General features: G+C 70.7%; 23 protein-coding genes and 1 pseudogene. 8 read left to right on the forward strand and 16 right to left on the reverse strand.

Features of this window, described 5'->3' with window-relative positions:
* The first annotated feature begins 216 nt into the window (after positions 1–216).
* Positions 217–1,569, forward strand: coding sequence for a molybdopterin-dependent oxidoreductase (locus tag OH809_RS22205; protein WP_406420733.1), 1,353 nt, complete (start codon positions 217–219; stop codon positions 1,567–1,569).
* 346 nt (positions 1,570–1,915) lie between these two features.
* Here the strand turns inward: OH809_RS22205 and OH809_RS22210 are convergent, their stop codons facing one another.
* The 8 genes from OH809_RS22210 to OH809_RS22245 form a co-directional block, all read right to left on the reverse strand.
* Entirely contained in the window at positions 1,916–2,755 is an 840-nt protein-coding gene (locus tag OH809_RS22210; RefSeq protein WP_406420732.1) for a class I SAM-dependent methyltransferase, read from the reverse strand.
* Positions 2,752–3,399 (reverse strand): DUF2064 domain-containing protein, encoded by a 648-nt coding sequence (locus OH809_RS22215; protein WP_406420731.1) that lies wholly within the window; start codon positions 3,397–3,399, stop codon positions 2,752–2,754. The genes OH809_RS22210 and OH809_RS22215 overlap by 4 nt, the downstream gene beginning before the upstream one ends.
* Positions 3,396–4,130: a glycosyltransferase family 2 protein gene (locus OH809_RS22220; protein ID WP_406420730.1), complete on the reverse strand. Its 735-nt coding sequence runs from the start codon at positions 4,128–4,130 to the stop codon at positions 3,396–3,398. Before OH809_RS22220 ends, OH809_RS22215 begins: the two co-directional genes overlap by 4 nt.
* A gap of 234 nt (positions 4,131–4,364) precedes the next feature.
* Positions 4,365–5,507 carry an NAD-dependent epimerase/dehydratase family protein gene (locus tag OH809_RS22225; protein WP_406420729.1) on the reverse strand — a complete coding sequence of 381 codons (1,143 nt, stop codon included), beginning with the start codon at positions 5,505–5,507 and terminating at the stop codon, positions 4,365–4,367.
* A gap of 367 nt (positions 5,508–5,874) precedes the next feature.
* On the reverse strand, positions 5,875–6,480 hold the full coding sequence (locus OH809_RS22230; protein ID WP_406420728.1) for a hypothetical protein: 606 nt from the start codon (positions 6,478–6,480) through the stop codon (positions 5,875–5,877).
* Positions 6,477–7,733 (reverse strand): MAB_1171c family putative transporter, encoded by a 1,257-nt coding sequence (locus tag OH809_RS22235; RefSeq protein ID WP_406420727.1) that lies wholly within the window; start codon positions 7,731–7,733, stop codon positions 6,477–6,479. The genes OH809_RS22230 and OH809_RS22235 overlap by 4 nt, the downstream gene beginning before the upstream one ends.
* A gap of 36 nt (positions 7,734–7,769) precedes the next feature.
* On the reverse strand, positions 7,770–8,342 hold the full coding sequence (locus OH809_RS22240; RefSeq protein ID WP_366135194.1) for a toxin: 573 nt from the start codon (positions 8,340–8,342) through the stop codon (positions 7,770–7,772).
* A 6-nt stretch (positions 8,343–8,348) separates the two neighbouring features.
* Positions 8,349–8,825 (reverse strand): hypothetical protein, encoded by a 477-nt coding sequence (locus OH809_RS22245; RefSeq protein WP_406420726.1) that lies wholly within the window; start codon positions 8,823–8,825, stop codon positions 8,349–8,351.
* Between the two features lie 567 nt (positions 8,826–9,392).
* Here OH809_RS22245 and OH809_RS22250 point away from each other — a divergent pair.
* From OH809_RS22250 to OH809_RS22260, 3 genes are all read left to right on the forward strand, one after another.
* Positions 9,393–9,728 (forward strand): MerR family transcriptional regulator, encoded by a 336-nt coding sequence (locus OH809_RS22250; protein ID WP_406420725.1) that lies wholly within the window; start codon positions 9,393–9,395, stop codon positions 9,726–9,728.
* 323 nt (positions 9,729–10,051) lie between these two features.
* The gene (locus tag OH809_RS22255) at positions 10,052–10,255 is read left to right on the forward strand and encodes a cold-shock protein (protein WP_015609674.1); all 204 of its coding nucleotides are present in this window, start codon (positions 10,052–10,054) and stop codon (positions 10,253–10,255) included.
* 328 nt (positions 10,256–10,583) lie between these two features.
* On the forward strand, positions 10,584–12,050 hold the full coding sequence (locus OH809_RS22260; RefSeq protein WP_406420724.1) for a DEAD/DEAH box helicase: 1,467 nt from the start codon (positions 10,584–10,586) through the stop codon (positions 12,048–12,050).
* A 237-nt stretch (positions 12,051–12,287) separates the two neighbouring features.
* Here OH809_RS22260 and crcB read toward each other — a convergent pair whose 3' ends face one another.
* Genes crcB through OH809_RS22275 form a run of 3 tightly spaced genes read right to left on the reverse strand, consistent with a single transcriptional unit; the run spans position 12,288 to position 13,509 of the window.
* Positions 12,288–12,662: a fluoride efflux transporter CrcB gene (gene crcB, locus OH809_RS22265; protein ID WP_366135196.1), complete on the reverse strand. Its 375-nt coding sequence runs from the start codon at positions 12,660–12,662 to the stop codon at positions 12,288–12,290.
* Entirely contained in the window at positions 12,659–13,024 is a 366-nt protein-coding gene (locus tag OH809_RS22270) for a DUF190 domain-containing protein (RefSeq protein ID WP_406420723.1), read from the reverse strand. The genes crcB and OH809_RS22270 overlap by 4 nt, the downstream gene beginning before the upstream one ends.
* Complete coding sequence (locus OH809_RS22275) at positions 13,021–13,509, reverse strand: fluoride efflux transporter FluC (RefSeq protein ID WP_406420722.1); 489 nt, start codon at positions 13,507–13,509, stop codon at positions 13,021–13,023. The genes OH809_RS22270 and OH809_RS22275 overlap by 4 nt, the downstream gene beginning before the upstream one ends.
* Positions 13,510–13,904: 395 nt before the next feature.
* Between OH809_RS22275 and OH809_RS22280 the strand changes: the two genes are divergently transcribed.
* Positions 13,905–14,645 carry a polyprenol monophosphomannose synthase gene (locus OH809_RS22280; protein ID WP_406515481.1) on the forward strand — a complete coding sequence of 247 codons (741 nt, stop codon included), beginning with the start codon at positions 13,905–13,907 and terminating at the stop codon, positions 14,643–14,645.
* Between the two features lie 229 nt (positions 14,646–14,874).
* Here the strand turns inward: OH809_RS22280 and OH809_RS22285 are convergent.
* Positions 14,875–15,504: pseudogene (locus OH809_RS22285) on the reverse strand (phosphoribosyltransferase); the annotation flags it as partial.
* 99 nt (positions 15,505–15,603) lie between these two features.
* Between OH809_RS22285 and OH809_RS22290 the strand changes: the two are divergent.
* Together OH809_RS22290 and dacB are read left to right on the forward strand one after the other, a co-directional pair.
* A complete protein-coding gene (locus OH809_RS22290) occupies positions 15,604–16,389 on the forward strand; it encodes an HAD-IIA family hydrolase (RefSeq protein WP_406420720.1) in 786 nt (261 codons plus the stop codon).
* Positions 16,390–16,558: 169 nt separating this feature from the next.
* Entirely contained in the window at positions 16,559–18,175 is a 1,617-nt protein-coding gene (gene dacB / locus OH809_RS22295; protein ID WP_406515482.1) for a D-alanyl-D-alanine carboxypeptidase/D-alanyl-D-alanine-endopeptidase, read from the forward strand.
* 274 nt (positions 18,176–18,449) lie between these two features.
* Here the strand turns inward: dacB and OH809_RS22300 are convergent, their stop codons facing one another.
* From OH809_RS22300 to OH809_RS22310, 3 genes are all read right to left on the reverse strand, one after another.
* Complete coding sequence (locus OH809_RS22300) at positions 18,450–19,124, reverse strand: CAP domain-containing protein (protein WP_406420718.1); 675 nt, start codon at positions 19,122–19,124, stop codon at positions 18,450–18,452.
* 729 nt (positions 19,125–19,853) lie between these two features.
* The gene (locus OH809_RS22305) at positions 19,854–21,122 is read right to left on the reverse strand and encodes an ATP-binding protein (protein WP_406515483.1); all 1,269 of its coding nucleotides are present in this window, start codon (positions 21,120–21,122) and stop codon (positions 19,854–19,856) included.
* Between the two features lie 322 nt (positions 21,123–21,444).
* The gene (locus tag OH809_RS22310) at positions 21,445–22,233 is read right to left on the reverse strand and encodes a DUF72 domain-containing protein (protein WP_406420716.1); all 789 of its coding nucleotides are present in this window, start codon (positions 22,231–22,233) and stop codon (positions 21,445–21,447) included.
* Between the two features lie 235 nt (positions 22,234–22,468).
* On the opposite strand from OH809_RS22310, the gene OH809_RS22315 reads away from it, so the two are divergent.
* A complete protein-coding gene (locus OH809_RS22315; RefSeq protein WP_366691475.1) occupies positions 22,469–23,209 on the forward strand; it encodes a PP2C family serine/threonine-protein phosphatase in 741 nt (246 codons plus the stop codon).
* A 187-nt stretch (positions 23,210–23,396) separates the two neighbouring features.
* On the opposite strand, the gene OH809_RS22320 is transcribed toward OH809_RS22315, so the two are convergent.
* The gene (locus OH809_RS22320) at positions 23,397–26,348 is read right to left on the reverse strand and encodes a trypsin-like peptidase domain-containing protein (protein WP_406515484.1); all 2,952 of its coding nucleotides are present in this window, start codon (positions 26,346–26,348) and stop codon (positions 23,397–23,399) included.
* Positions 26,349–26,357 lie beyond the last annotated feature (9 nt).

Consider the following 26,357-nt stretch of genomic DNA (forward strand, 5'->3'; position numbering starts at 1 on the left):
GTGGTTGCGGCCAGCGGTGCGCTGCTCACGTTTCACGTGCTCCTCGGTCTTCACACAGGCACGCTATGCAGGGCGGGGCGATGACGGGCGGTGCCACCGGGGCGCGTCATCGAACTGTCAGATCTTGGCCCGGTTGGCGGTCATCGGGAGTGACATCGGAGTTTCGTCAGGAGTCGTACGCGCTGCGGCCCGAGACCTCGGGCTTAGCGTCGGGACATGGGCGACAGACGTCACGACAGAGCGTTCCGGTTTCCGTTCCGCTTCGGTGGGACGGGCCGTGCCGGGCCATCGGATGACGGACCGTCCGCGGGGCGGGTCCCGGCCGTTCTCGAACGGCTCCGGACCACGGATCGGCTGCCCTCCTCCCCCGGGTTCTGGCGCAGCCCCGTGCGCAGCGTCCGGTTCACGGCGGTGCTCGGGCTCGTCCTCCTCGTCGGGCTGACGCTGGTGTTCGTGACGGGGCTGCTGTCGTACGCCGCGTACAACCCGGATCTTGCGCCGGTCAACGACAAGACGCCGGGCAAGGGACTGCTGGGGTTCTACCTGTTCGCCTGGCCGACCGGACCGCACTGGCTGTACCGGCTGACACAGGGGCTGCACGTCACGGGCGGCATCGTGCTCGTACCGGTACTGCTGGCGAAGCTGTGGTCGGTGATCCCGAAGTTTTTCGCGCTGCCGCCGGCCCGGTCGGTGGGGCATGCCCTGGAACGGGTGTCGTTGCTGCTGCTCGTCGGCGGGGCGCTGTTCGAGTTCATCACCGGGCTGCTCAACATCCAGGTGGAGTACGTGTTCCCGGGGTCGTTCTACCCGCTGCACTTCTACGGTGCGTGGGTGTTCTTCGCCGGGTTCGTCGCCCACGTCGGGCTGAAGCTCCCGCGGGCCGTACGGGTGCTGCGCAGCGGTGAACTGCGGGGTGAGACCGATGAGCTGGCGTCCCCCGCCCCGCATACGCCGACCATCTCCCGGCGCGGCGCCTTCGCCATGGTGGGCGCCGGGTCGCTCCTCCTGCTGGTCACCTCGGTGGGCCGGAGCTTCGATGTGCTGCGCAGCACCGCACTCCTCACCCCGCGCGGGGTCGCCGACCCCGGGACGGGGCCCAACGGCTTCCAGATCAACAAGACAGCCGCGTCCGTCCGGATCACCCCGGCCGACACGGGTGAACGGTGGCGGCTGACCGTCAGCGGACCCGTCGGGGATCTCGCGTTCACCCGGGAACAGCTGCTGGCCATGGACCAGTACAGCGCTGCGTTGCCGATCGCGTGCGTGGAGGGCTGGTCGACCGCGGACCAGTGGTGGCGCGGGGTGCGGCTGCGGGATCTGGCGGCGCTCGCCGGGTATCCGGACCGGCCGCCGGGGGTGTTCGTGGAGTCCGTGCAGCGCAGCGGGCCGTTCCGGAAGGTTGCGCTCCGCGACAACCAGGTGCGCGACCCGCGTTCGCTGCTGGCGTTGGAGGTCAATGGCGAGACGCTGTCGCCGGACCACGGGTACCCGGCGCGGATCATCGTCCCGGCCGCGCCCGGCGTGCTCAACACCAAATGGGTGACCCGGCTGACATTCGGAGAGCTGTGAGGAGAGCTGTGATGCGGAGGACGAGTGGCCCGCGGTCCGCGGCGGTCTTCAGGCGCTGGTACGGGGAAGGGCCGCTGCATCTCCTGCTCCTGGCCGCCACCTTCGCCCTCGCGGGCTACGCGGGTGTGCGGCTGCTGGAGGGGGACACGTTCGGTGTCGCGGTGTGGTTCGTCGGCTCCGCGCTGGTGCACGACCTCGTGCTGCTGCCGGTGTACGCGACGGGGGACCGGGCCGTACGCGCGGTGCTGGGACCGCGCTCCCTGGTCAACTTCGTCCGCGTACCCGTCTTTCTCTCCGGGCTGCTCCTGCTGATGTGGTTCCCGCTGATCAGCAGGCACGCGACCCATTACAAGCCGGCGAGCGGGCTCTCCCCCGATGTGTTCCTCGGGAACTGGCTGTTGATCACGGCGGCGTTGTTCGCGGTGTCGGCGTTCTGGCTGGGCGTCCGGACCCTCCGGGTGCGGCGCAGGGCGATGAAGGGGCGGCCGTCCGACACCCACTGATCGACGGCCCGCCAGGCGTTCGGCTGCACATATCGGAGCAGGGCCGGGGTGCCGAGCCGGGCCCAGGCGAAGAGCGCGCCCCCGGTGGCGGCCCGGTCCTCCGCGCCGGTCCCTTCCGGTGCGAGGCGACCGTCGTGCAACCGGACCTGGACCCGTTCGTCGATGTCCAGTGGCGACGTCTCCGCGATGAGGAGCCCGCCGGGGGCGAGGAGGTCTGCGGTGCGCAGCAGGAGACCGTGCGGGTCGCCGCCGATGCCGATGTTGCCGTCGATCAGCAGCACGGTGCCCCAACGGCCCTCGCCGGGAAGCGGGTCGAAGACGGAACGGTGCAGCGCCGAGCCGCCGATCCGGAGCGTGTGGGCGACAGCGGCGGCGCTGACGTCGATGCCGAGTGCGCGATGGCCGCGGGAGGCCAGTTCCGCGACGAGGCGGCCGGGACCGCACCCGATGTCGAGGACCGGCCCTTCGCAGCGGCGCAGCGCCGACAGGTCGGCGGCGTCGGCCTCCGCACACCAGCGCTCGACGTCCAGGGGCAGCAGCCAGCCGTCCGTACGGCGGAGGAAGAGCGGACCGTGGCCGTTGCGCAGCGCGTCGGTGTAGGGGTCGGTGGACCACGGGGCGAGGTCCTCTCTTTCGGAACCTGCCGTGCTCGTGGCGGAGCGGTCCGGAACCGTACTGCTCATCGGGCCGCCGCCGCGGTCAGCCGGGCCAGCGCCGCGGCGAACTCCCCGTGCGGTGCCGCGGCGGCGACGTGCGCGGCGTCCGCCGCTGTGTCCACGTCCCGCAGCTGCGGCAGATCGCGCACGGTCAGTCCGGCGTCGACGAGACGCCGCCGCTGGACCGCACCGGTCTGCGGGACGGACATGGGCACGCCGCGCACCAGGTCCGGGTCGGGGGCGGCCAGGCCGAGTGCCCAGAAGCCGCCGTCGTCGGCGGGGCCGAACCAGGCGTCGCAGTCGTTCCAGGCGTCCGGGGAGAGCGCGGGCGCCAGCTGGGCGGCGGAGATCTGCGGGGTGTCCATGCCGATGAGCAGGGCCGGACCGGTGCAGCCGGCGAACGCCGCCGCGAGCCGCTCGTCGAGTCCGCCGGAGCTCTGCGCCACTACGTCGACGCCGGCCGGCAGCCAGGGCCCCGGCCGCCCGTCCAGCACGAGTACGCGCCGCCGGGCGGGCAGCGAGAGCATCGTGCGCAGCGTGTCCCGGAGCGCCGCCTCGGCGAGCTGTGCGGCCTCGGCGGGCGTGAACGGCGGGGTGAGCCGGGTTTTGACCAGTCCCGGCAGCGGTTCCTTGGCGATGACGAGGAGGGTGGTCGGGCCGGGCACGCTCATCGGGACGCCTCCTGTCGGGCCGTCCCCGCGCTCGTCCGTTCCGGCGGCCTGTGCAGGACAGCGCGCATGTCCCGTACCGCATGCCAGGTCCCCCGCCAGGTGCCGGTCACCTTGGACCTGCCCGTACGCGGCAGGTACGGGACATCGGTCTCGGCGACCCGCAGCCCGGCGTCCGACGCACGCACCACCATCTCCAGCGGGTAGCCGCTGCGCCGGTCGGTGAGCTCCAGTGCCAGCAGGTCCGCCCGGCGCCCCGCCCGCATCGGGCCGAGGTCGTGCAGGCGCAGTCCCGTCCGGCGGCGCACCATCCGGGCCAGCGCCAGATTCCCGGCGCGGGCGTGCAGCGGCCACGCGCCACGGCCCTCGGGGCGGCGGCGCCCCAGCAGCAGATCGGTCTCGCCGTCGGCGATCCGGCGTACGAAGCCGGGCAGCAGACCCGGGTCGAGGGAACCGTCGCAGTCGCAGAAGCAGACGAACTCCGCCTCGGCGGCGAGCAGTCCGGCTTGGCACGCGGCGCCGAAGCCGCGTCGCGGCTCATGTACGACGGTCGCCCCGAGCGAGCGGGCGAGCTCCGCCGATCCGTCGGTGGAGCCGTTGTCGACGACGAGGGCGCGCCAGCCGTCCGGGATACGGCCCAGCACCCGGGGCAGCGCGGCGGCCTCGTCCAGACAGGGGAGGACCACGTCGGCGTGGGGGGAGTGGGTGGGGTAGGAGTCGGTCACCTCGCTCACACTACGGAGCGAAAACCGGCATTTCGGGCTTCAGGTTCTTACGGAAGACGGACGTCGACCCTTCGGCGGACCGCCGACTGCCCGACCCGGGATGCCAAGGTGACCGTATGGAGAACATCCCGGACACCCCGGGTCCCGGACCCGCCCCCGGCGGACCGCGCGGCCAGGGGATCGTGGAGGCGCACGAGGGCCGGGCGGAGGTCCGTCATGTGACGGGCGGCTGCTGCTTCGAGGTCATGCTTCCGGTGGCAGGCCGGGCAGGCCGGGCAGGCCGGGCAGGCCGGGCGGGCCGTCCGGAGCCGAAGCGGCCGCCGGCCAACCGGTGGCGACCGCCCCCCTCAACGCCGCCCCGGCGAACTCCTCCATCCCCTCCGCGAACCCCACCTCCGGGCGCCAGCCCAGTTCCTCCTTCAGCCGTCGCGAGTCCGCCGTCACATGGCGTACGTCTCCGAGCCGGTACCCGCCGGTGATCTCCGGTGCCGGACCGCCGTGCGCGGACGCCAGCGCCGTCGCCATCTCGCCGATCGTGTGCGGATCCCCGCTCCCCGTGTTGTACGCGGCGAAACTTCCCGCCCCGCGTCCTCCCACGGCCTCCAGTGCCACCGCGTTCGCGGCCGCCACATCCCGTACATGGACGAAGTCCCGCCGCTGACCGCCGTCCTCGAAGACCTGCGGCGCCTCGCCCCGCTCCAGCGAGGAGCGGAAGAAGGAGGCGACCCCCGCGTACGGGGTGTCGCGCGGCATCCCCGGCCCGTACACGTTGTGGTAGCGCAGGGCCACCGCCCGGCCGCCCGTCGCCCGCGCCCACGCGGCGGCCAGATGTTCCTGGGCGAGCTTCGTCGCCGCGTACACATTGCGCGGGTCGGTGGGCGCGTCCTCGCCCACCAGCCCCGGCGTCAGCTCCGCCCCGCAGTCCGGGCAGCGCGGCTCGAACCGGCCCGCCGCCAGATCGTTGACGGCCCGCGGCCCGGGCCGGACCCGCCCGTGCCGGGGGCAGTCGTACCGCCCCTCGCCGTAGACGACCATCGAACCGGCGAGCACCAGATTCCGCACACCGGCCGCGGCCATCTCCGCCAGCAGGACGGCGGTCCCGAGGTCGTTGCAGCCGACGTACTCCGGGGCGTCCGTGAAATCCTTGCCCAGACCGACCATCGCGGCCTGATGGCAGACCGCGTCGACGCCCCGCAGCGCATCGGCCACCGCCGCCCGGTCCCGGACATCGGCAACGATCAGCCCGTCCCGGCCGCCTCCGGCGCCCACGCCGTGCGCCGACTCCAGCAGCGCGTCGAACACCACCACCTCGTGCCTCCGCGCTGCCAGCGCCCCGGCGATGTGTCCCCCGATGAAACCGGCTCCGCCGGTGAGCAGTACACGCATGTCCGTCACGCTAAGGGCTGTCCCGCAATCCCTGGTGGATCAGCGCACGGCGTCGGATGCGGTGCATCGCAAGGCGGAGGAGCGTCCTCATACTGGGCGTATTCGGATGCTCCGGCAACGCAGCGAGGCGCCGGAGCTGTCGTCGTGCGCCCACCAGGGATTACGGGACGGCCCTTAGGTCCCGGCACCGGCTCAGGCCCGGCATCGTGCGGGCACGTCTCGGAATCGTCAGACCGGACGGGCGGCGGCGGGTCGGGACATCACGGTGGCGAAGTCCGGGTTCTCGGTGTCCGGGACCGGCACCGGGGTCCGGAACGCGGGACGGCGTTGTGCAACCGGAGTACGCGACGGCGGAACCGAGTGGCCGTCAGACGAGCAGGAACGCGGCTGCCGTCCCCGCACCCAGCGCCGAGCCCGCCACCGTCTGGGCGACGCTGTGGTACCCGAGCGCCACCCGTGACCAGCACACGGCGACCGTCATCGCATACGCGAGCAGCCACCACGGCGAGTGGACCGCGGCCAGCAGCGCGACAACCGCCGAGGCGACCGACGCGTCCACCGAGATCTTCCAGACGGTGTTGACGGCCAGCAGCACGACCGTCATCGCCCACAGCGCCAGCATCGCCACCAAGATCCCGGTGGGCGCGTGGCCGAGGACCATGACGACCGAGCCCGCGCCGACCGAGCCGAGGATGACGAGGAAGATCGGTGCGCGCTTCGTACGGTCGACCACATGCCGGTCGCCCCAGGTGCCGCGCCCCCGCTCCCACTCGATGTATCCGGCCGGGACGATCCCCGCGCACAGGGCGCCGAGCAGGCCCCACAGCAGCCCGGTCCAGTGGTCGGCGGCGGCGAGCCCGATGGCGAGCATGCCGGCCAGCAGAAGGTTGCGGGGCTGCAGCACGTCCGTGACCGCGCGGGCGGTCGAGGCCGTCGTCGTGTCGGGGCCGGTGGCCGAATCGGTGGTCGTCATGCCGTCCTCTCCATGCCCGCCGAAGCCGCCAGTACGTCCCGGGCCCGGTCCTCGGTGACGGTCCGGTAGGCCGTCGCCACCTGCACCAGCCACGCCACCTCACCGTCCTGGTCGATGGCGTGCTGGGTGCCGACCGCCGCGGCGCTCCCGGCGGGAGCACCGGTGTTCATCGCGGTGAGGGCGGCCTTGATCCAGTACGCGTCGGCGAGCGGACCGGCCTTCGCGGGGGCAGGGGAGTCGGCCGCGGCAGCTGCCGCGGTGGCCGGGAGCAGGCTGTCCGGTACGTAGTGGCGCAGCTTCTCGACCGCGTCCGCGATATCGGCGGCCCACCGGTCGATCCGGAGATCCGCGGGGGTGTCGAACCGGGTCAGTTCGCGGCGGAGCGAGGCCGGGGGCTCGAACGGCTGGTCGGGGAACGCCGTCATCAACTCGTACCAGAGCGCGTGCAGTCGGGTCTGGGCCCGCCACAGCTTCGCCCGGCGCCGTCCCTTGCTGAGGGCGGGGACGGAAGCGCCGACCGCGAAGAACGCGAACAGCACGACCTGCGCGGCCTCGGTGACCTCGTCGAACTCCAGCGCGAAGGCGGCACTCGGCTGATCGACGACGCTGACCCACAGGAACAGGGTGCGGCTGACCGTGTAGGCGACCCCGATGAACATCGCGAACGTCATCATCGCGAGCCCCACCCGCAGATGGCGCAGCCCGGCACCGGCGGTGGCCAGCGCCCACTGGTAGGCACAGACCGCGGACGCGGCGCCGAGGTAGAGGTAGAACACGGTCATGTACAGCGTGGCGCCCCACTGGCCCGCATGGTCGGCGACGAAGCGGTCGGACGGCACGGAACGGTCGACGACGGTGAAGAAGAGCACCGTCAGCAGGATCAGCGTGGCGACGGACGCCTTGGCCGCCACCTGCTGGACCAAGCGGGCGAACCGGACGTGCCGCGGGACGTCACCGGCGTCGGGGTACTGGCCGTAGATGGCGACGATGTAGCTGAGGATCGCCAGGATCGCGATCGTCGCCGTGTAGTGCTTGATCAGAACCGAGAGGTCGGTGACCGGGCTGTCGTTGAGCCCGATCCGCACCACCTGGGTCTTGGTCCACAGGGCGGCGGCGAATCCGGCGTAGCAGCCCCACAGGGCGCGGCGACGCTTGTCCTCCTCGTCGCCCCACAGGGCGGCCGGCATGCGCCACACGGCGACAGCCGTCATCAGGACGGCTATGAGATAGCCGGCGAGGTCGAGCGGGGTCACGGCGGGATTCCTCCGGGTGGGGGGAAGGGGACGGGGTCACGTACGGCGGAACAGCCCGCGGCGGCGGTGCGCGACCGGGCGCGACAGCGAATTGGCGAGGCGTCCCACCATGTCGTCGCTGGTCACGTCCCTGGCCATCCGGGGGATGAGCGAGGCGCCGAACTCGGCGATCCGCTCGTCGTGCGTGTCGTACTGGGCGCGGGCCTGGACGGTGGAGTCGCCCGCGCGCAGCGCGTCGGCGACGCCGGAGTCCACGACCCGCGAGATCAGGGACGTGTCGAAGACGGGCAGCAGCCGCTGGAGCTGGTCCGCGTCGAGCGAGGTGCCGTGGTCGAACCACTCGTGGCACAGCTCGTGCAGGATGACGTGCTGGGTCTGGTACGCGGTCGGGCGCCGCCGGTAGAGCACGAAGCTGGTCGAGCCGGAGGCGAGCCGCAGACCGCAGGCGGCATTGACGCGCGCCAGCCGGTCGGGCATTTCGTGCAGCACGATGGTGCGGCCGCGGGCCGCTTCCATGTTGGCCACCAGGCCGGCGATCGAGAACGGTGCGGGGATGGGGAGGTCGGCCAGTCCGGCCTCGCACTCCTTCCGCAGCTTGCGCAGGGACATGGCGGCCTACTGCGCCGATGGGCCGTCGGCGGCGGAACGGCTGCCCTCGCCGTCGGCGGGGGGGCCGGGCCGGTTCTTCGCGTCCTCCAGGAGCGAGAACGCGAACTGCAGCAGTTCCGGCGGCAGACCGTCGTCGGCCAGGCCGCGTCCGGCGAGCCCGCTGATCTCCCCGGTACGCCGCTTCGCGAGGAACCGCAGTCCGGCGACGACGTCGTCGACGACCTCGGACTCCTCCTTGAAGAAGCGCCAGTCGACGCCGAAGCCCAGTCCGAGGGCCTTGAGGATGTCCTCGGACGGCTGGGTGACCTTCCCGGCGAGGATGTTGGAAAAGTAGCTGTGCGACAGCGAACCGCCGCGTTCCCTGACCAGGTCCGCGAAGACCCGCCCCGAGATCTTCTGGCCGGGGAAGGTCTCCTCCACCATGTATTCGACCTTCTGCTGCAGCGTCCGCAGCTCCGGCGCGCGCTTTTCGCCGTTGTCCATCGGGCCCCCACGTTCACGTCCGTGCGGCACGCGCGCCCCTGAGACGCTGCGCCTGCCTGGATCCGGTCAACGGGCTCGTACTGTAACCACCCGGATGAAGGGTCCGCAGCGTGGGGAGGCGGGCGAGACGTAGCGGAACATCCTGCTCCGCTGTCAGGAGTGGGCTTGCATAAACACTCTACGTCACTGTTAACTCGAAAAAACATGGGCAAGGGACCACGAGGGGAGTCCCTTGCCCATGAAGCCGCCGTGCGCCCGCGTGTCCGGCCGCCCGTCGGGCCCGCAACGATTCGTAGCCCTTCACGACGGGGGATGCGTGAAGGGCTGCTCGTACGTTATGACCATTGATCACGCCGCCATCAACTGACCGGCTGATCAGTGTGTCCGCCGCCCGCACCCGGGTCGCACTCACGTTCGGGTGTAGCGGGTGATCTCCCCTGCCCGGTCCGGGAAATCTCTCGCGGCTACCATAGAGATGATGGCTCGCACCATGAGAGTTTCTTTTTCGGTCAACGACGTCAGAGAAACCTCCAGTCGCTTCTCGCCGCGGGCCCGGAAGAGGTGCAAATGCCCCCAGGAACCCCTCCGCATGCCACCGACCGGCTCGATGACGACGACTACCCCGCCTACACCATGGGTCGAGCTGCGGAGATGATCGGCGCCACGCCCGGCTTCCTCCGGGCGATCGGCGAAGCGCGCCTGATCACGCCCCTGCGGTCCGAGGGCGGCCACCGCCGCTACTCCCGCTACCAGTTGCGCATTGCCGCCCGTGCTCGCGAACTCGTCGACGGCGGCACGCCGATCGAGGCCGCCTGTCGCATCGTCATCCTGGAGGACCAGCTCGAAGAGGCCCTGCGCCTCAACGCGGAGCTGCGCCGGCCGGTGGCGGGTTCGGGGTCCTGAGGCCGGGTCCCGACGCCGGGGCTCCGCGCCGGGGGCGCATATCTGTTGTCGCAAGCACAGAATTTTATGCAATGTGCGATGAGGGTTTATGGCGTGCCGGGCGGAGTGTAATTACGCGCCGCGCGCGGTCGCTTGCATCGTGCTACGGTGGATGCCAGTTGCAGTTGTGGTTCCCAAAACTCCAAGTGCTCTTGTCACCACAATTGGCTGATGAGCGCGCTTTTGTATTTCCGGCATCATGATTCCGGACGGGGTAATCATTGCGGCGACGCGGGACCGGCACAGTGCGGGTCCCCGGGCACTGCCCCAGAAGGAGATAAAACATGGCTACTGGCACCGTCAAGTGGTTCAACGCGGAAAAGGGCTTCGGCTTCATCGAGCAGGACGGTGGCGGCGCTGACGTCTTCGCCCACTACTCGAACATCGCCGCGAGTGGCTTCCGTGAGCTGCAGGAGGGCCAGAAGGTGAACTTCGACGTCACGCAGGGCCAGAAGGGCCCGCAGGCGGAGAACATCACCCCCGCGTGATCCTGCAGATGCTCCGGCGCCTGACGCGCTGAGACGCACTTGCGCAGCTGGGGCCCGCACCTTCGGGTGCGGGCCCCAGCTCGTTGCTTTTTCCGGGCCCGCACCCGCCGTGCGCCGGCCCCAGCTCGTTGCTTTTCCGGGCCCGCACCCGTGTGCCGGCCCCCGTCCCTGTGACGGACACGGTTCACCATCTTCCGTGTCGGACACGGCTCACTTTTCGCAGCCGGGCTTCGTCCACGCATTTCATCGGCCCGTTCTTGCGATTCCTGCGCCGCTTCACTGCCGCGCGGAATTCCTCGATACGCGCCATATCGAGGAAGGGTTCTCCTTGAACCGCTCAACTCGCACGAACGACCGCTACTCCGGCAACCGCGGCGGAGCCCCGAGCCGTTCCGGTTCCGGCTACCGTTCCGGTTCCGGTTCCGGTTCCGGATATCGCTCCGGTTCCGGTGGCTACGGCCGCCGGCCCGCCGCCAAACAGGGCGAGTTCGCCCTGCCGAAGACCATTACTCCGGCGCTGCCCGCAGTCGAGGCCTTCGCCGACCTGGACCTGCCCGCGCCCCTGCTGGCGGCGCTCGCCGCCGAGGGCGTGACCGAGCCGTTCCCGATCCAGGCCGCCACCCTGCCGAACTCGCTCGCCGGGCGCGACGTGCTCGGCCGCGGCCGCACCGGCTCCGGCAAGACGCTCGCCTTCGGCCTCGCCCTGCTGGCCCGTACCGCAGGACGGCGCGCCGAGGCCCGGCACCCGCTTGCCCTGGTCCTCGTCCCGACCCGGGAGCTGGCCCAGCAGGTCACCGACGCGCTCACCCCGTATGCCAAGTCGCTGAGGCTGCGCCTCGCGACCGTCGTCGGCGGCATGTCGATCGGCCGGCAGGCCGGCGCACTGCGCGGTGGCGCCGAAGTCGTCGTCGCCACGCCGGGCCGGCTCAAGGACCTCATCGAGCGCGGCGACTGCCGGCTGGACCAGGTCTCCATCACCGTTCTCGACGAGGCCGACCAGATGGCCGACATGGGGTTCATGCCGCAGGTCACCGAGCTGCTCGACCAGGTGCAGCCGGAGGGGCAGCGGATGCTGTTCTCGGCCACCCTGGACCGCAACGTGGACCTGCTGGTCCGCCGCTATCTGCACGACCCGGTGGTCCACTCCGTCGACCCGGCGGCCGGTGCGGTGACGACGATGGAACACCACGTGCTGTACGTCCACGGCGCGGACAAGTACGCCACCACGACGGAGATCGCGGCCCGCGACGGCCGGGTGATCATGTTCCTGGACACCAAGCACGCCGTGGACAAGCTCACCGACCACCTCCTGAACAGCGGCGTGCGGGCCGCCGCCCTGCACGGCGGCAAGTCGCAGCCGCAGCGCACCCGCACCCTCAGCCGGTTCAAGACCGGACATGTCACGGTGCTGGTCGCCACGAACGTGGCGGCGCGCGGCATCCATGTCGACAACCTCGACCTCGTCGTCAACGTCGACCCGCCGAGCGATCACAAGGACTACCTGCACCGCGGCGGCCGCACCGCCCGGGCCGGTGAGTCCGGCTCCGTCGTCACGCTGGTGCTGCCGGGCCAGCGCCGCGAGATGACGCGTCTGATGGCCGACGCCGGCATCATCCCGAAGATCGCCCAGGTCCGCTCCGGCGAGGCCGAGCTGAGCCGGATCACCGGCGCGCAGGCGCCCTCGGGTGTGCCCGTCACCATCACGGCACCGGCGACGGAGCGTCCCAGGAGCGGCGGCTCGTCGTCCCGCGGCCGCCGCAACCGCCGCCCGGCACCGGTGCGCCGCACCGCCTGACCGGAGCCGGGCGGGCCGGGTCGAAGGAATCATGAAGTCCCTTGGACCGACCCGCAACGCTCGTTCGACGATCCGCGTGTCGCCGGGCCCGTCGTGCATCGGCGGATCGCGCCGACCGTCCGTACGCGTATCCGCCGAGCAGCCACGGCAGCCCTGTCGTGGCTGCTCGGCGGTGCGGGTGGCGGGGTTGCGGGCGACGGCACACCCGTTGGCGTACACGGGAAGAGTGATCGCGTGTCACTGCCAGAGCGCCTCGGCGACCGCGACCCCGGCGAACACCGCGCCCAGCGCCGCCACCACGCTCGCCACGACATTGGCCGCCGCGTAGAACTTCGCCCCGTCCTCGGCCAGCCGCAGCGTCTCGTAACCGAACGTCGAATACGTCGTCAGCGCCCCGCACAGCCCCGTACCGACGAACAGCTGCACCTGTGACGAGGCGGCACCGGCCGCCACCGCGCCGGTCAGCAGCCCCAGCAGCAGGGATCCCGCCACGTTCACCGCGAACGTCCCCCACGGGAAGACCGTGTCGTGCCGGGCCTGGACCGCACGGTCGGTCAGATAGCGGAGCGGGGCGCCGATCGCGGCGCCGACGATCACCAGCAGCCAGGTCACCGCCCGTCCTCCCGGTCGCGGCGGCGGACGATCTCGCACGCGTCGAGGACGACGACGCCGTCCCCGGTCAGTTCGTCGATGAGGGGCAGGAACGCGCGGATCCGGTCCTCGGTGTCCACGATCACGACCGCCACCGGCAGGTCCTCGCTCAGCGACAGCAGTCGCTGGGTGTGGATCCGCGACGAGGCGCCGAACCCCTCGATGCCACGGAACGCACTCGCACCCGCCAGCCCGGCACGGTGCGCCCGGTGCACGATCTCCGCATAGACGGGGCGGTGGTGCCAGACGTCGGACTCCCCGACCAGGACCGTCAGGCGCAGCCCCCGCTCGGCCGCCCCGGACGGCTCCGTCTCCCTCGTCATGGCTGCCTCCATGCCAGCACGCGGCGGGTCACCCACACCGCACTCCACACCGCGGCGAGCGCCGCCAGCAGCGTCAGCCCGAGATACGCGATGCCGGTGCGGGCCCGGCCGCCGTCCACCAGCCGTTCGATGTCCGCGGCGTACGTGGAGAACGTGGTGAACCCGCCCAGCACCCCCGTGCCGAAGAATGGGCGCACCAGCCGGTGCGCCGCCCATACGTCGCTGATCAGGACCATGAAAACGCCGATCACCGCGCACCCGAGGACATTCACGACCAGCGTCGTCCAGGGAAAGCCGCCCGGTGGGGTGCCCCAGATCAGTGACGCCCCGTAACGGGCGGTGGCTCCGGCGGCGCCGCCGAGGGCGATGACGCCGAGGACGGGCCACTGCCCGCCCGGCTGCCGGCTGCGCTGCCCGGGTACGACACGCCCGGTGCCGTCGGGACGATCCGTCACGGGTGTCGCTCGGGGCTGCTGGGCTCCCATGGGCGCATGTCTCCTACCTGCTGGGTGCCCGGACACGAGCACGTTCCACCGCAAGTAGGGACCGTTGGCGGCACTGCTGCCGCGGTTCGGGTGCGGCGGGCCCCACCGCCGCGCAGCAACCGTCACCAGTCCCTGCTCGCACCAGACTATCGCCCGGCCGAACGCTCCGCCCGCCGCGGGTCAGCAGCTGCCGGGCCGCGAGAACACGGTCGGTGTCGCGAAGGAGGGAGGGAAATCCGGAGAACGCTGTTTCGCGCATTTAGACCGCCCCCCAATTGCCGGTCGGTCTTAGGGGCACGGGGCGGGTGCTAGGCTCGCGCGGATCGGGAGCGCGGAACACTGGAGAACGCCCGAGAACGTCTGGGAGCCCCGAGAACACGAGCGAGCGCAAGGGAATGGCCGTGGAGAAGACTTCCCCGAGGATTGTGGTGGTCGTCCCCACCTACAACGAACGGACGAATCTGCCGATCCTCGTCGATCTGCTCAAGGATCTGCATCTGCCGAACCTGCACATTCTGGTGGTGGACGACAATTCGCCCGACGGCACGGGGCAGGTTGCGGACCGGCTCGCGGCCGAGACGTCAGGCCTGGTCGGGGTATTGCACCGCACCGAGAAGGACGGGCTCGGGCGCGCCTACGTGGCCGGGATGATGCGTGCGCTCGCAGAGAAAGCGGAAGTTGTCATTCAGATGGATGCGGACCTCTCCCATCCGGCGTCCGTGGTTCCGGTCATGGTGGAGAAACTGTTCGCCGAGAATGCGGCAGTCGTCATTGGGTCCCGCTATGTGGAAGGCGGTTCGCTGGCCACCGAGTGGCCATGGCACCGCAAGGCGCTCTCCGCCTGGGCCAATTTCTATGTCAATGCCATTCTGCGACTGCACGTGAAGGACGCCACCGCCGGGTTCAAGGCATGGCGGGCGGACACCCTGAAATCGATCGATCTGCCGTCCGTCCGCAGCAATGGATATTCCTTTCAGGTGGAGATGAACTACCGCACGGTCAGGCGCGGATTGCGGATCGTCGAGGTCCCGATCCGATTCGAGGAGCGGGTGAACGGCGAGTCGAAGCTCGGACTGCGCGTGCAGATCGAGTCGGCGGTGGCGCCGTGGAAGCTGCGGTTCGGCAAGCAGGACTGAGCAACTGCGGCAGTGCCCCGGGTCCGGACACCGGACCCGGGACCCCGAAGGGGGGGCACCGGCGCCCGGGCCGGGGAACGTACGGCGCGAACCGGCCGGGACACGTACGGCCGAACCGAGGGGCCGGCCGGCTCAGGCGTGGTGCGCGGCGGTACGGGCACCCCCTGAGACAGGTCCGGCGGACCACGGGCGGGGCCGCGCCTGATCCGCCTGACACCCGCTAAGCCTTCAACAGGGCGAGAACTTCCTCGTCGGGCGTCTGGGAGAAGTCCCGGTACCACTCGCCGACGGCCGAGAAGAGGGCCGGCGTGGAGAGACAGACCACCTCGTCCACCTGTGTACGCAGCCAGGCGACCGTGTCCGCGGGCGCCACCGGAACCGCGAGCACCACCCGGGCCGCGCCCTGCGCCCGTACGACCTCGCAGGCGGCCGAGGCCGTGGCGCCGGTCGCCACCCCGTCGTCGACCACGATCGCGGTACGGCCGGCCAGCTCCAACCGCGGCCGGTCGCCCCGGAACTGCCGTGCCTGCCGGGTGAGTTCCGCCTTCTCGGCGCGCTCCACGGACGCGATGTCCCCGCGGCTGATCCCGCCGCGGCGTACGACGTCTTCATTGATCACCCGCACCCCGCCCTCCCCGATGGCACCGAACGCCAGCTCACGGTGGTAAGGAACACCGAGCTTGCGGACCACGATCACATCGAGAGGTGCGCCGAGCGCGGTCGCCACCGCCGCGGCGACCGGGACCCCGCCACGGGGCAGCCCCAGAACGACGGGTCTCTCCCCCTTTTCCTCCCCCTGCAGATGCCGGAGCGCTTCGGCGAGCTGCTTGCCCGCATCCGTGCGATCGGTGAACAACACGGTGGTTCACCTCCGACCCAGGGGAGACAGAGGCACGTACGCACCTACTTCGAAGCAACCCCATTTGCGGCGCCTGCGCAAGTCGGCGACGGTCGATCCATGGAACGGATCGGAGCGGTACTGATCGACATCGACGGCGTGCTCACCGTCGACTGGGAACCGCTGCCCGGCGCGATGGCCGCCCTGGAGCGGCTGCGTGCCGCCGGACTCCCGTTTGCCCTGGTCACCAACACCACCTCACGCACCCGTACCCGGATCGCCGCGAAGCTGGCCGCGGCGGGCTTCCCCGTCGGCGAGGACGACATCCTCACCGCGCCCGCCGTCACCGCCGCGTACCTGCGCGCCCACTGCCCGGGGGCCCGGTGCGCGCTGCTCAACAGCGGCGACGTCAGCGAGGACCTGACGGGCGTGACCCTCGTCGACGTGGGGGAGAGCGCCCCCGCGGACGTGGTCGTCCTGGGAGGAGCGGGCGACGCATTCGACTACGCGTCGCTCAACGCCGCGTTCCGCCACCTCCAGCACGGCGCCCGGCTGATCGCCATGCACCGCAACCTGTACTGGCGTACGGCGGAAGGTCTCGCCCTCGACACCGGGGCCTTCCTCCCGGGGCTGGAACGGGCTGCCCGGACCGAGGCGGAAATCACCGGCAAACCCGCCGAGGCGTTCTACGCCACCGCCCTGGCCCACCTCGGCGCCACCGCGTCCGCCACGCTGATGGTGGGCGACGACATCGAGACCGACGTACTCGCGGCCCAGCGGTACGGCATCACGGGCGTCCTCGTCAGAACAGGCAAGTACCTGCCCGAGACACACCGCTCCGCCACCGGCACCCCGGACCACGTCCTCGACTCCTTCGCCGACCTCCCGGCCCTCCTGGACCGATGAGCCCCGTGCCACGACCGTACGGACACACCCGCCCCACCGCCTCCCGCCACCGTCCGAGGGATGTGCCCGCCGCGCCGCGCCTCTCCACCCGCCTCCGCCGCCCGCGAGACATACCCTCGGAACGCCCCTTTCCCGGTCCTCGTGCACCACACACACCGGTGGAGTCCGCATGTCATCAGCCGTCACCGGAAACCGACGCCGGAACCGGAGGCATCGGCGCGTCTTCACACTCCTCGGACTCGTGCTGGTCGCCACTGTCGCCGCGTTCGGCATGGACTGGGTGATGCCGTCGAAAGACCCGGACGAGCTCGACCCGCGCATCTCCTCGATCATGGGCAAGTCCGACTACCCGCACGCCCAGTGGGGTCTGTTCGAGCAGAACCCGGAGACCGGCAAGGTGGTGCAGTCGCGCTACGCGGACCAGTTCTTCATCCCCGGTTCCGTGGCCGAACTGTTCGGCGTCAGCGGCGCCTGGCACACCCTCGGCAGCGATCACCGTTTCGTCACGCCGGTCCATGCCGTCGGAGAGCGCCGGGGCGCGACCCTCACCGGGAATCTGAGCCTCGTCGCGCAGGGCGACCTGACCCTCGGCGGCCGTACGCGTGCGGACGGCACCGTCGCCTTCACCACCATTGACCACACCTACGCCGACGACATCCCCGGAGCGTCCCTCACTCCGCAGAACCCGCTGGCCGGCATCGACCAACTGGCCCGGCAGGTACGCGCCTCGGGGATCACCAAGGTGGACGGCGACGTGGTCGTGGACGCCCGGCTGTTCCGTCCCGACCCGGAATTCGTCCCGACGCCGACGCCGCTGATCATCAACGACAACCTCATCGACCTGCTCACCACCCCCGGCGACGCACCGGGCGCGCCCGCCAAGCTGGACTGGCGCCCGAAGGTGGCGCCGTACCGCGTCACGTCCTCCGTCCGAACCGTCGAGGCGGGCAAGCCCGCCGACATCACGGTGGCGCCCTCCGCCGACGGCACCCGCATCCAGCTCTCCGGCACCATCGCCGCCGATTCCGCCCCGGTCCTGCGGGTGTCGGACATCCGGGATCCGAACGCCTTCGGCCGCACCGCCTTGATCGAGGCACTGAAGCGCGCCGGGGTCGAGGTCACCGCGGCCGCGGTCGGAGCCAATCCGGCCGGCAAGCTGCCCGACTCCTACCGGGGCGCGCCCGAGGTGGCCCGGTTCACGTCCCCGCCGTTCGAGCAGTACGCCCGCCTCATCTTCAAGGTGAGCCACAACCTCGGGGCGAACCTCGGTATCTGCCTCATGGCCGTCAGTACGGGAAGTCATCAGTGCCCGGACGGATTCCCCGCACTGGCGAAGTTCCTGGACGAGGCGAAGGTGGACCGCAAGGCGGTGCAGCTGGCCGACCGCCGCGGCGGCAACCCCGCCGACCGCACCACGCCCCGCGCCGTCACCCGGATCCTGACGTACTGGCAGGGCACCCCCGATGCGGACCGCTTCCGGGAGGCTCTGCCGACCCTGGGCGTCGACGGCACCCTCGCGGGCAAGTGCCGCGACTGCCCCGCCCGAGGCAAGGTCTCCGCCAAGACAGGCACCGTCGTCGTCGGCGGCGACCTCCTCAACGGCCGGCTGGCGGTGGGCGCGGAGACGACGGCCGGGTATCTGGAGACGAGTCAGGGGCACTACGACGTGTTCTTCATCGGGGTGAACGGCGCCTCGACGCCCGACATCAACGGCGTGCTGACCATCGGGAACGATGTGGCCGACATCGCCGCGATCCTTCAGGAGAACGCGAGCGGCAGTTCCTGAGCCACGCACGCCGCCACGGGCCACGGAGATGCCGGCGGGCCCTTCGTGTCCACCGGCCGGTGGACACGGGGGTTCAACCGGTCGAGGCTGCCGGGAGCACCGTCCCGCGGACCGGCATTCGGGGTATGAGAAATCGCCGAGTACGTATGGCCGGTTGGAGCGCACGGCACCCATGGAGTGCCATCGCCGGTTGGCTCCTGTTCGTCATTCTGTGCCTCGGCGCCGGCATCGCGACCGGGAGCCACGCGGCGGCCACCGAGGATTTCCTGGTCGGTTATCGGGCCGTTCCGAAATCCTGCGTCCAGTAGTGGCCGGGCTGCGCGAGTCCGATGCCGATTTCCTTGTACGTGCAGTCGAGGATGTTGCGCTTGTGGCCCGGGCTGGTCATCCAGGCCTTCATCACCGACTCGGGTGTGGAGTAGCCGTAGGCGACGTTCTCGCCGTAGGCACTCCAGGTGTAACCGGCTCGCGTGATCCGGTCGGCGGGCGACGATCCGTCGGAGCCCGTGTGGGACATGTTCCGGTGGTCGGCCATGTCCTTGCTGTGGTCCTGCGCGGCCTTGGTCAGCTTGGCGTTGAAGGCGAGCGGCGAGCATCCGACCTTGCCGCGCTCGCTGTTGACGAGCGCCAGCACGCGGGCCGTGTCCGCGGACGCGGGGGCGGTGGTCGGGGCAGGTGCTGCCGATGCGCTCGCAGACGCCGCAGGGCTCGTGGGCGCACTCGCAGTCGGCTTCTGCCCCCAGGAACCAGCCGTCCAGCGGTGCGCGGAGCTCGGGGTCTTCCAGTGGTGCGCAGAGCTCACGTTCGTCCAGTGGGCGGTGGGCCGGCTGCCCGCGTCCTCCGGAGAGCCCAGACAGGCCATGGCCGCAGAGGGGATACCCACGGCTCCCGCTGCGACGACAGCGATGGCTATCGGCCGGTAGGACGTCTTCCTGCGGTGCTTCCTCATGCGTGACCTCGCTCGGTAATCGCGGAGCGCTCCCGGTAGGGCAGGGTTCCGCGCAGTTCCTGGGCTTGAGCATTGGAGATGCTGTGCGGCCGTCATTCTTGGAACTGCCGCGAGGCGGGGCAACAGGCCCCATTACTATCAAGCTTCGTAGTGACGGCCGGCCCTTGCCACGGCCGTCCGGCCGTGCTTGTCCGGCTCCTGGGGGCGCGAGAAGTCCTGTTGCGTCGTCAGGGTTCCCTGCATGCCGGATGAACGGGCGCGACCACCCGCCCGTTCGGATTTCGACCCACCCTGCGCGGGGCATGTGACATCAAGTCGGACAAATCTCATCAAGTCGCCGTCGTGATATCTACTATTCGGTGACTGCATTGCCGAACATCGATGTGGGAGATGTCACCGGCGAATGAATGTGCCATCTCTTTTCGTTTCACGCTGTGCAACTTGCGGTTCATGAGTGGGCAAGGAAGGGAATGGCGCCCGAAAGGCGATAAAGAAGATCACCTGGGTCGGGCGGGCAAAAGGATCACCGCGGATGCGGTGGGGCACCGCATCCGCGGACGCCCGGGGCGCACCTGTCCCGCGGCGGAGCTCACCGAACTCGGTGTGTTCTCCTGCGGCGCCCGGTTTTGTACTCCTCCCCGCGATCATCCGGAAACGCCTGCCGGAGCCGTTCGGAGATCGCGCGCGGGCATGGGCCCGCCGGAGCGGATCAAATGCCGCCGCGGGCCTTCAGGTGCGGCCGTAGCGGATGGTGTGGTCGGCGAACTCCAGGGCCATGTCGGTGGTGACAGTGGGACGGGTGTGCCTGATCGTGTGGAGAAAGTCCTCGGTGGTCGGCTGGGCCCTCTCTCCGGTGTCGAGGGTGCGTTCGAAGACGGACTGGGCGACCGTACGGGCGGCTTGCTTGATGTCGGCGGGGGTGAATCCCTCGCTGGCCTCGGCCAGCACGGCCGTGTCGGCTTCGGTCCCGGTCTTGGCGATATAGCTGGTCCACAGGGCCTTACGGGCCTCGTGGTCGGGCGGCCCGACGGGCAGGACGTAATCGAATCGGCCATGGCGCAGGAAGGCCGGATCCAGGGCGGCGACCGTATTGGTGGCGCAGATGAGCAGTCTGCCGTCGCGGTCGCGGAACCGCACGATCGATTTGAGGAGCTCATTGACCACGCCGACAGACATGGGGTCGGCGAGGTTGCGGGTGCCGGCGACTTCCTCCACCTCGTCGATGAAGACCAGCGCATGGTCGAGTTGTGCGATCTCCTCGAAGCGGCGGCTGAGTCCGTGCGCGAGCCCGCCCTCCAGCGCGAGCCGGGAGGGGAAGAGCTCGACGAACGGCCAGCCGAGCCGACTGGCCACAGCCTTGGCGAAGGTGCTCTTGCCCGTACCCGGGGGACCGAACAGTACGACGGCCTGGGGTGGTTCGACGCCGTGCGCGTCAGCAAGCTCGGGGTTGGCCAGGGGAAGCACCAGCCGGCGTTCGACGAGCCGCTTCTCGTCCGCCATACCTGAGAGCTTCTCCCAGAGCCCGGCCGCGGGCACCGTCGCCCCGAGCGAGGACAGGATCGCGGAGTCCTGGGCGGTCACCGACTGCACCTTCTCGAAGTACGTCAGCCCCCGATGCTGGCGGAACCCGGAATGGCCGAGCGCGGCGGCGCCCGTCTCCTCCTCGGGCAGAACCGCGGCGACGATCTTGGCTCCGGCGCTCTGCAGGCGGCGCTCCAGGGCGGAGAGCAGCGCGGTGCCCAGCCCCAGGTTCCGCCAGGCCGGATGCAGGGCGATACGCAGAACCCAGGCCCGGTCGCCGTCCACCCGCCCCACCGCCGCGCCCACGAGATGCCCGTCGGCCACCGCGACGACACCGGGATTCTGCGCCTGCACCGCGGCGACGACCTCGGACAGGCGGAAAACAGCGGGCCGGTCGGTCGTGGCGCTCTCGGCGTCGAGCCGCACCACCGATTCGAGATCGTCCGGCGTGAAGTCCCGCACATGCCACACAGCCATGGCCCAGCCCTTGGACGTCGCTCCTTGAACTTCCATCATCAGCCAGGTCCGGTACGGTCGCCAATCAACGGCATACGGTCGCACCGGGGCGCCGGGCGAAGGGCCCACCGGTGCGGCCTACCTCATCGTGACGGGCGAGGTGACTGCTGCTTCAAGCAACGTCCCGCGTACGGGAATTCGCCCCCCGCGCCCGGTGCCGCGCGGCCGGATGCGGAGCGGATGGCTGTCCGGCGCGGCGCGGTGGGGGAGATCCGGCCACCTGCGAGGCGAGCCGAGCCGATTCCGCCGCACCCGGAACAAGCAGAGCCCGGCAGGAAAACCCTCAGGACGTGGACTGCCCCGGCAGGGCTCCGGGAGGCGTACGGCTCACCGTCCGGCCCAACGCGGCCGCTGCGCGGGCGAATTTCACGGCGTCCACGACGGCCGCACCACCCAGGTCGTTGTTGAAGTACACATACACATCGTCCTCGTCGGGCCAGGCGTCGACGATGCGACGGGCCCAGGACGTCAACGCCTGGCGGCCGTAGCGCGGCGGCGGCTCCGCGATGCCGCCGTGGAACCGTACGTACCCCCATGACGCGGTACGCCACAGCGGCGTCACCGGGCGGGACCAGCGATCTGCCCAGCACAGCGCGCTGCCATGCCGTTCCAGCACCGCCCGGAGCTCCCGCTCCGCCTCCCACCACGAGGTGTGCCGGAGTTCGACGGCCACCCGAACCCCGTCGGGAAAGCAGTTCAGGCAGGCGTCCAGAGCCCCGATGTCCGCACGAAAGTTCGAAGGTAGTTGGAGCAGCACGGGTCCCAGGCGGTCGCCGAGGCCCTCGGCGTGATCCATCAGCCGGAGCACCGGCTCCGCGGGATCACGCAGCCGCTTCAGATGGGTCAAGTAGCGGCTGGCCTTGACCGCCATGACGAACCCCTGCGGCGTCCGCTCCCGCCAGGAGGCGAAGATCTCCGCCGTGGGGAGCCGGTAGAAGGCGTTGTTGTTCTCCACGGTGGCGAAGTGCCGGGCGTACTCCTCCAGCCACAGCCGCTGCGGGTGCCCGGGGGGATAGAGAACACCGCGCCAGTCCTTGTACTGCCACCCTGAGGTTCCGACGAGCATGGGCATGATCCGATCCCTGCCCCTGAGGCCGAAGGCCGTAACGCCTCGCCCGGCGAGTGCGCCGTGGTGGAGGCACGGACGGGCAGGGCCGGCGTCAGCGGCGCGGCGTATCCGGCAGCGCGCGGTGGTGTCGCCGCGCATGCGCGACAGTCTGCTGGGCGGGGCTGCGTCATCAGCGTGCCCACGGCGGCACAATGGAGGTGCGGGACGCGCCTGCCGTTGCGGAGAGCGGGGCCCTTCGATGCCGTACATAGCCGTCACTGCATTGAGCCACACCGGGCTCATTCGCGATCACAACGAGGACAGCCTCGTTGTCGGACCGTGGACGCTGTGCGGCACCGTGACCGAGAATCCGCAGACGCTGCTGTTCCCTCTCGGCACGCCGCTCGTCGTCGCGGTCGCCGACGGGATCGGCGGGCAGCCCGCCGGCGAAGTGGCCAGTGCGCTGGTCGTCCGCCAACTCGCGTCGTTCGGTCCTTCATTGGACAGCGAGGAAGCCGTTCGTGACGCTCTGAACGTCTGCAACGACGCGGTGTACGCAGCCGCCGACGGCAATCCGGAACTGGTCACCATGGGGACCACGGTCGCGGGCGCCGTCGTGCTGGCGGAGTCGCTGCTCGCCTTCAACGTCGGCGACAGCAGGGTGCTCGACGCGACTCGGGACGGACTCCGCCAGGTGAGCGTGGACGACAGCCCGCCGTTGCCGCCGGGCCGGCGCACCACGTCACTTGTCACACAGGCGCTCGGCGGCGCCCGCCGGTTCAGCGCCATCACGCCCCACGTCACGACGGCGCCGCTGTCCGCAGGTGATCGCTACCTGGTCTGCACCGACGGGCTGACCGACCCGGTGACGGAGGACGCACTCGACAGTCTGCTGCGCGTGCACAACGACGGCAGGGCCGCTTTCGAGCTGTGGAAGGCCGCTATCGAGGCGGGAGGCCCCGACAACATCACGCTCGCGATGGTGCGCATCGGCGAGTAGTGGCGAGTGGGCCGTCGCAACAGCCCCGGGCCGTCGGCCCGGGCCCTTGCTCGGAGCGGGGGACGAGAGCCGAACACGTCACCCGCTCCGCGCTCGGGAATCAATGACGTCCGCAGCTCAGGAGCAAGAACCTGAGCACGGCGCTCACGGCACCCGGTCACTACCGGGGTATCCGGGCCGCGCAGCGTCAGGCTTCGCCGCGCAACCGCCCTGCCTCCTCGATGAGCCAGGCCGGACGGACCATCTCGACATTGCCTCCGACGCCGTCGGCGGACCGGGCCAGTGCGTCGGCGGCCGCCTGCGGGTCGGGCACCGTCCGGGCGCGGGCCGCCTCGGCGAGCGCCTCGGCCGCGGCGGCTTCCGTGGCCCCGGCGAGCTGCAGGGAGGCAGCTGCTCGCTCGGCTGTCTCGGCGGCCTGTCCGTACCCGCCGTCGGTCCAGTGGGCCCACGCCATGTTGTAGAGGCAGACACCCTCGGTGCGCGGATTCTCCATTGCCGACGCCGCTTGGAGCGCCGCCCCCAGCGATGCCAGAGCTTCCGCCACCCGCCCCAGCGCGAGCATGGCCACGCCCTTGGCGTTCAGCGCGTAGTCCGTGGCTTCCCGGATGCCCGCGTCCTGATAGGCGCGTACGGCCCTGTCGCCCGCTGCGATGGTCTCCTCCCAGCGGCCCATGGTCAGCAGGGCGGTGAAGCGGGCGTTCCACGAACGGGCCTCGGTGAGCAGGTCCCCTGACGTATGTGCGAGTTCGCGCAGCCGGTCGGCACCGGCAAGGGCGGCCGCCCCGTCGCCCAGGGTGCTGTGGGCGAGGCTGAGGCTGAGGATGGCATGCACCTCGGCTTCGGCATCGCTGTTCGCATGTGCCAGATCGCCGGCCCGGGCCAGCGGGCCGATGGCGGCGTCGAGGCGGCCCAGCTGACGGTAGGCATCGCCCAGGCCGAACATGGCGTTCTGCAGCGCATGGCGGTCATCGAGGCTCTCGGCCAGGTCGGCCGCCTCGGTGAACAGGTCCGCCGCGTGTGCCAACGGGCCTCCGCTCAACCGGACGTGCCCGAAGCTGATCAGATGGGTGAGACGTGCCCGGTCGTCGGTCAACTGTTCCTCCAGTGCCAAGTGCATCGAGTTCGCCGCAAGCACCGAGCCATGCCAGACCATCCATTCGCTGATCGTGCCGAGGACCAGTGCGGCATCGTCCATGTCCCCGGCGCGCACACGGTGGTCGAATTCGCGTCGGTACGGCTGTATGTCGTCCAGACCGTGCCAGTCCGGGCGGGGCGGGGCGACACTCGCGTACCAGTCGGCCGCCCGCCGCTCCACGGATCGCCGTCCCAGCGCGCCGTCCCATGGCATGGCGCCGCACGCGAGGTCGGCGTCCATCGGGTGCAGTGCGAAGGTGCGGCTGGCCCGGTCCACCGACAGCATGCGCGTCCGGAGCAGGTGGGACAGGACCGGCATGACGTCGAGGCCGGGATCGAGGCCGCCCGCGATCCACTCGATCGCCTCCCGTGGCACGGGCGTGCGCAGCACCGCGAGGACGTTCAACACCGTGCGGCCCTCAGGGCCGAGCTGCTGGTACCGGTCCTCGGCGAGGCCGGCGACCACGTCACCGCGCAGGGTGAAGTCCTCCAGTACGTCCTGCAGCGTCGGCAGCACCAGAGTGTCGTCGGCCATGGCGCCCACCAACAGCTCCAGTGCGCGCGGAACCCCGTGGACATGGACCGCCGCCTGCAGCAGCTGAGCGTCGGACAGCTGCGCCACGCCAAGGCTGCCGTCCTGGTCGAGTTCGCGCAGCAGCGCGACGGACTCGGTGGGCGGCAGACCGTCGGACAGCTCGACTTCCGCGGCGAAACGGCGCAACTCGGGTGCGAGCCGCAACGGTATCTGCGACGTGACCATCAGCCGTGGCGTGGATCTTGCCCGGAAGAGGCAGTCGAGGAAGATCGCGAGTTCGTCGTCGTCGAGCCGGCCGTCGTCCTGAAGCCGGTCCTCGAGGTTGTCGATCAGGATGATGAAGAGCCGGTCCCCCATCGCGGCGAACAGCTCACCGATCTTGTCCTGTACGGGGCGGTTCGTGGCCCAGATGTCGAGCAGACGCGTCTCGTGATCGGAGCCGAGCGCGCGGGCGCAGTCGACGTAGAGGCGCTCCAGGGAGACACCGGACGTACGGGTGCTCAGATTGACGAGTCCCGAAGGAAGCTGTGCCTGGGCGTGGCCCGGCCACTCGCCCTGCTCCAGCATCTCCACGACCTTGGCGGCGACCGCGCTCTTGCCCATGCCCCGTCGGCCCGTGACGGTCACCATGCGGATGGCCGGATCCGCGAGGTGACGGCCGATCATCTCGCGTGCCTCGGCGCGGTCCTTGAACAACTCGAGCCCATGCGTGACCGGCAGCCCGATGACCTTCGAGCCCGCCTGCGGAGGCGGAGAATCCGGGACGGGCGGCTCGGCACCCACGTCAGGCAGCGCCTGCGGGTCGGCGATCACCAACAGTTCGGCCAGCTCACTCCGGAGTGGCTCACCGACCCGGCGCAGGGTGTGGTCGATGCGGGCCGCTGCCAGCCGGCCCAGCCCCTCCCATCGGTGGTGTTCGGCGACCACTCCGACGATGCGGCTCCCGGCCCATACGGCGGCGCCCGACATCCCCGACCATGGCGACACCTTGGGGTCGGGGTCGGCCGCCGCCACCGGAACGGTGATCTCCAAGGTGCCGGTCCTCAGGTTGGACAGTGCCGCCACGGTCCCGTCCGCCTGGTGCAGTTCCCGGAACTGCCTCCCATCGGGGCCGCGTCGCCGCTTCCACAGCGGGAATCCCGCTGCATGCACACCGATGACGGCATGACGGTCGTCGCCGATACGCCCGAACCGTGCGGGCGCGACGGGAGTGGCACCCGGCTGGGGCGCGACGGTCAGCACAGCCACATCGGTGCCGGTGTCCGACCAGGCCACCACCGCGGCCGCGACCCACTGCCCCGGTCGGTCGGCGTCGAAACGCACCTGCACGTCCGCGGCCTCGGCCACCACATGGAACGCCGTCAGCACTGCCGTGTCGCCGATCCGGTACCCCGACCCGCGCCGCCCGCTGCCGGCGGTGGTGGTGACGATGACCTCCGCGATGCGGTGCGGGTCCAGTCCGCCGCTCACGGCCGCCCC

It is taken from the genome of Streptomyces sp. NBC_00873 (genome assembly GCF_045207415.1).
Lineage (GTDB): Bacteria > Actinomycetota > Actinomycetes > Streptomycetales > Streptomycetaceae > Streptomyces.

What these genes read in the sequence shown, in the direction of transcription:
- OH809_RS22205 (WP_406420733.1), top strand. Translation starts at nt 217, where the DNA reads ATGGGCGACAGACGTCACGACAGAGCGTTCCGGTTTCCGTTCCGCTTC.
- OH809_RS22210 (WP_406420732.1), bottom strand. Translation starts at nt 2,755, where the DNA reads ATGAGCAGTACGGTTCCGGACCGCTCCGCCACGAGCACGGCAGGTTCC.
- OH809_RS22215 (WP_406420731.1), bottom strand. Translation starts at nt 3,399, where the DNA reads ATGAGCGTGCCCGGCCCGACCACCCTCCTCGTCATCGCCAAGGAACCG.
- OH809_RS22225 (WP_406420729.1), bottom strand. Translation starts at nt 5,507, where the DNA reads ATGCGTGTACTGCTCACCGGCGGAGCCGGTTTCATCGGGGGACACATC.
- OH809_RS22230 (WP_406420728.1), bottom strand. Translation starts at nt 6,480, where the DNA reads ATGACGACCACCGATTCGGCCACCGGCCCCGACACGACGACGGCCTCG.
- OH809_RS22240 (WP_366135194.1), bottom strand. Translation starts at nt 8,342, where the DNA reads ATGTCCCTGCGCAAGCTGCGGAAGGAGTGCGAGGCCGGACTGGCCGAC.
- OH809_RS22245 (WP_406420726.1), bottom strand. Translation starts at nt 8,825, where the DNA reads ATGGACAACGGCGAAAAGCGCGCGCCGGAGCTGCGGACGCTGCAGCAG.
- OH809_RS22250 (WP_406420725.1), top strand. Translation starts at nt 9,393, where the DNA reads ATGCCCCCAGGAACCCCTCCGCATGCCACCGACCGGCTCGATGACGAC.
- OH809_RS22255 (WP_015609674.1), top strand. Translation starts at nt 10,052, where the DNA reads ATGGCTACTGGCACCGTCAAGTGGTTCAACGCGGAAAAGGGCTTCGGC.
- OH809_RS22270 (WP_406420723.1), bottom strand. Translation starts at nt 13,024, where the DNA reads ATGACGAGGGAGACGGAGCCGTCCGGGGCGGCCGAGCGGGGGCTGCGC.
- OH809_RS22275 (WP_406420722.1), bottom strand. Translation starts at nt 13,509, where the DNA reads ATGGGAGCCCAGCAGCCCCGAGCGACACCCGTGACGGATCGTCCCGAC.
- OH809_RS22280 (WP_406515481.1), top strand. Translation starts at nt 13,905, where the DNA reads ATGGCCGTGGAGAAGACTTCCCCGAGGATTGTGGTGGTCGTCCCCACC.
- OH809_RS22290 (WP_406420720.1), top strand. Translation starts at nt 15,604, where the DNA reads ATGGAACGGATCGGAGCGGTACTGATCGACATCGACGGCGTGCTCACC.
- dacB (WP_406515482.1), top strand. Translation starts at nt 16,559, where the DNA reads ATGTCATCAGCCGTCACCGGAAACCGACGCCGGAACCGGAGGCATCGG.
- OH809_RS22300 (WP_406420718.1), bottom strand. Translation starts at nt 19,124, where the DNA reads ATGAGGAAGCACCGCAGGAAGACGTCCTACCGGCCGATAGCCATCGCT.
- OH809_RS22305 (WP_406515483.1), bottom strand. Translation starts at nt 21,122, where the DNA reads ATGGCTGTGTGGCATGTGCGGGACTTCACGCCGGACGATCTCGAATCG.
- OH809_RS22310 (WP_406420716.1), bottom strand. Translation starts at nt 22,233, where the DNA reads ATGCCCATGCTCGTCGGAACCTCAGGGTGGCAGTACAAGGACTGGCGC.
- OH809_RS22315 (WP_366691475.1), top strand. Translation starts at nt 22,469, where the DNA reads ATGCCGTACATAGCCGTCACTGCATTGAGCCACACCGGGCTCATTCGC.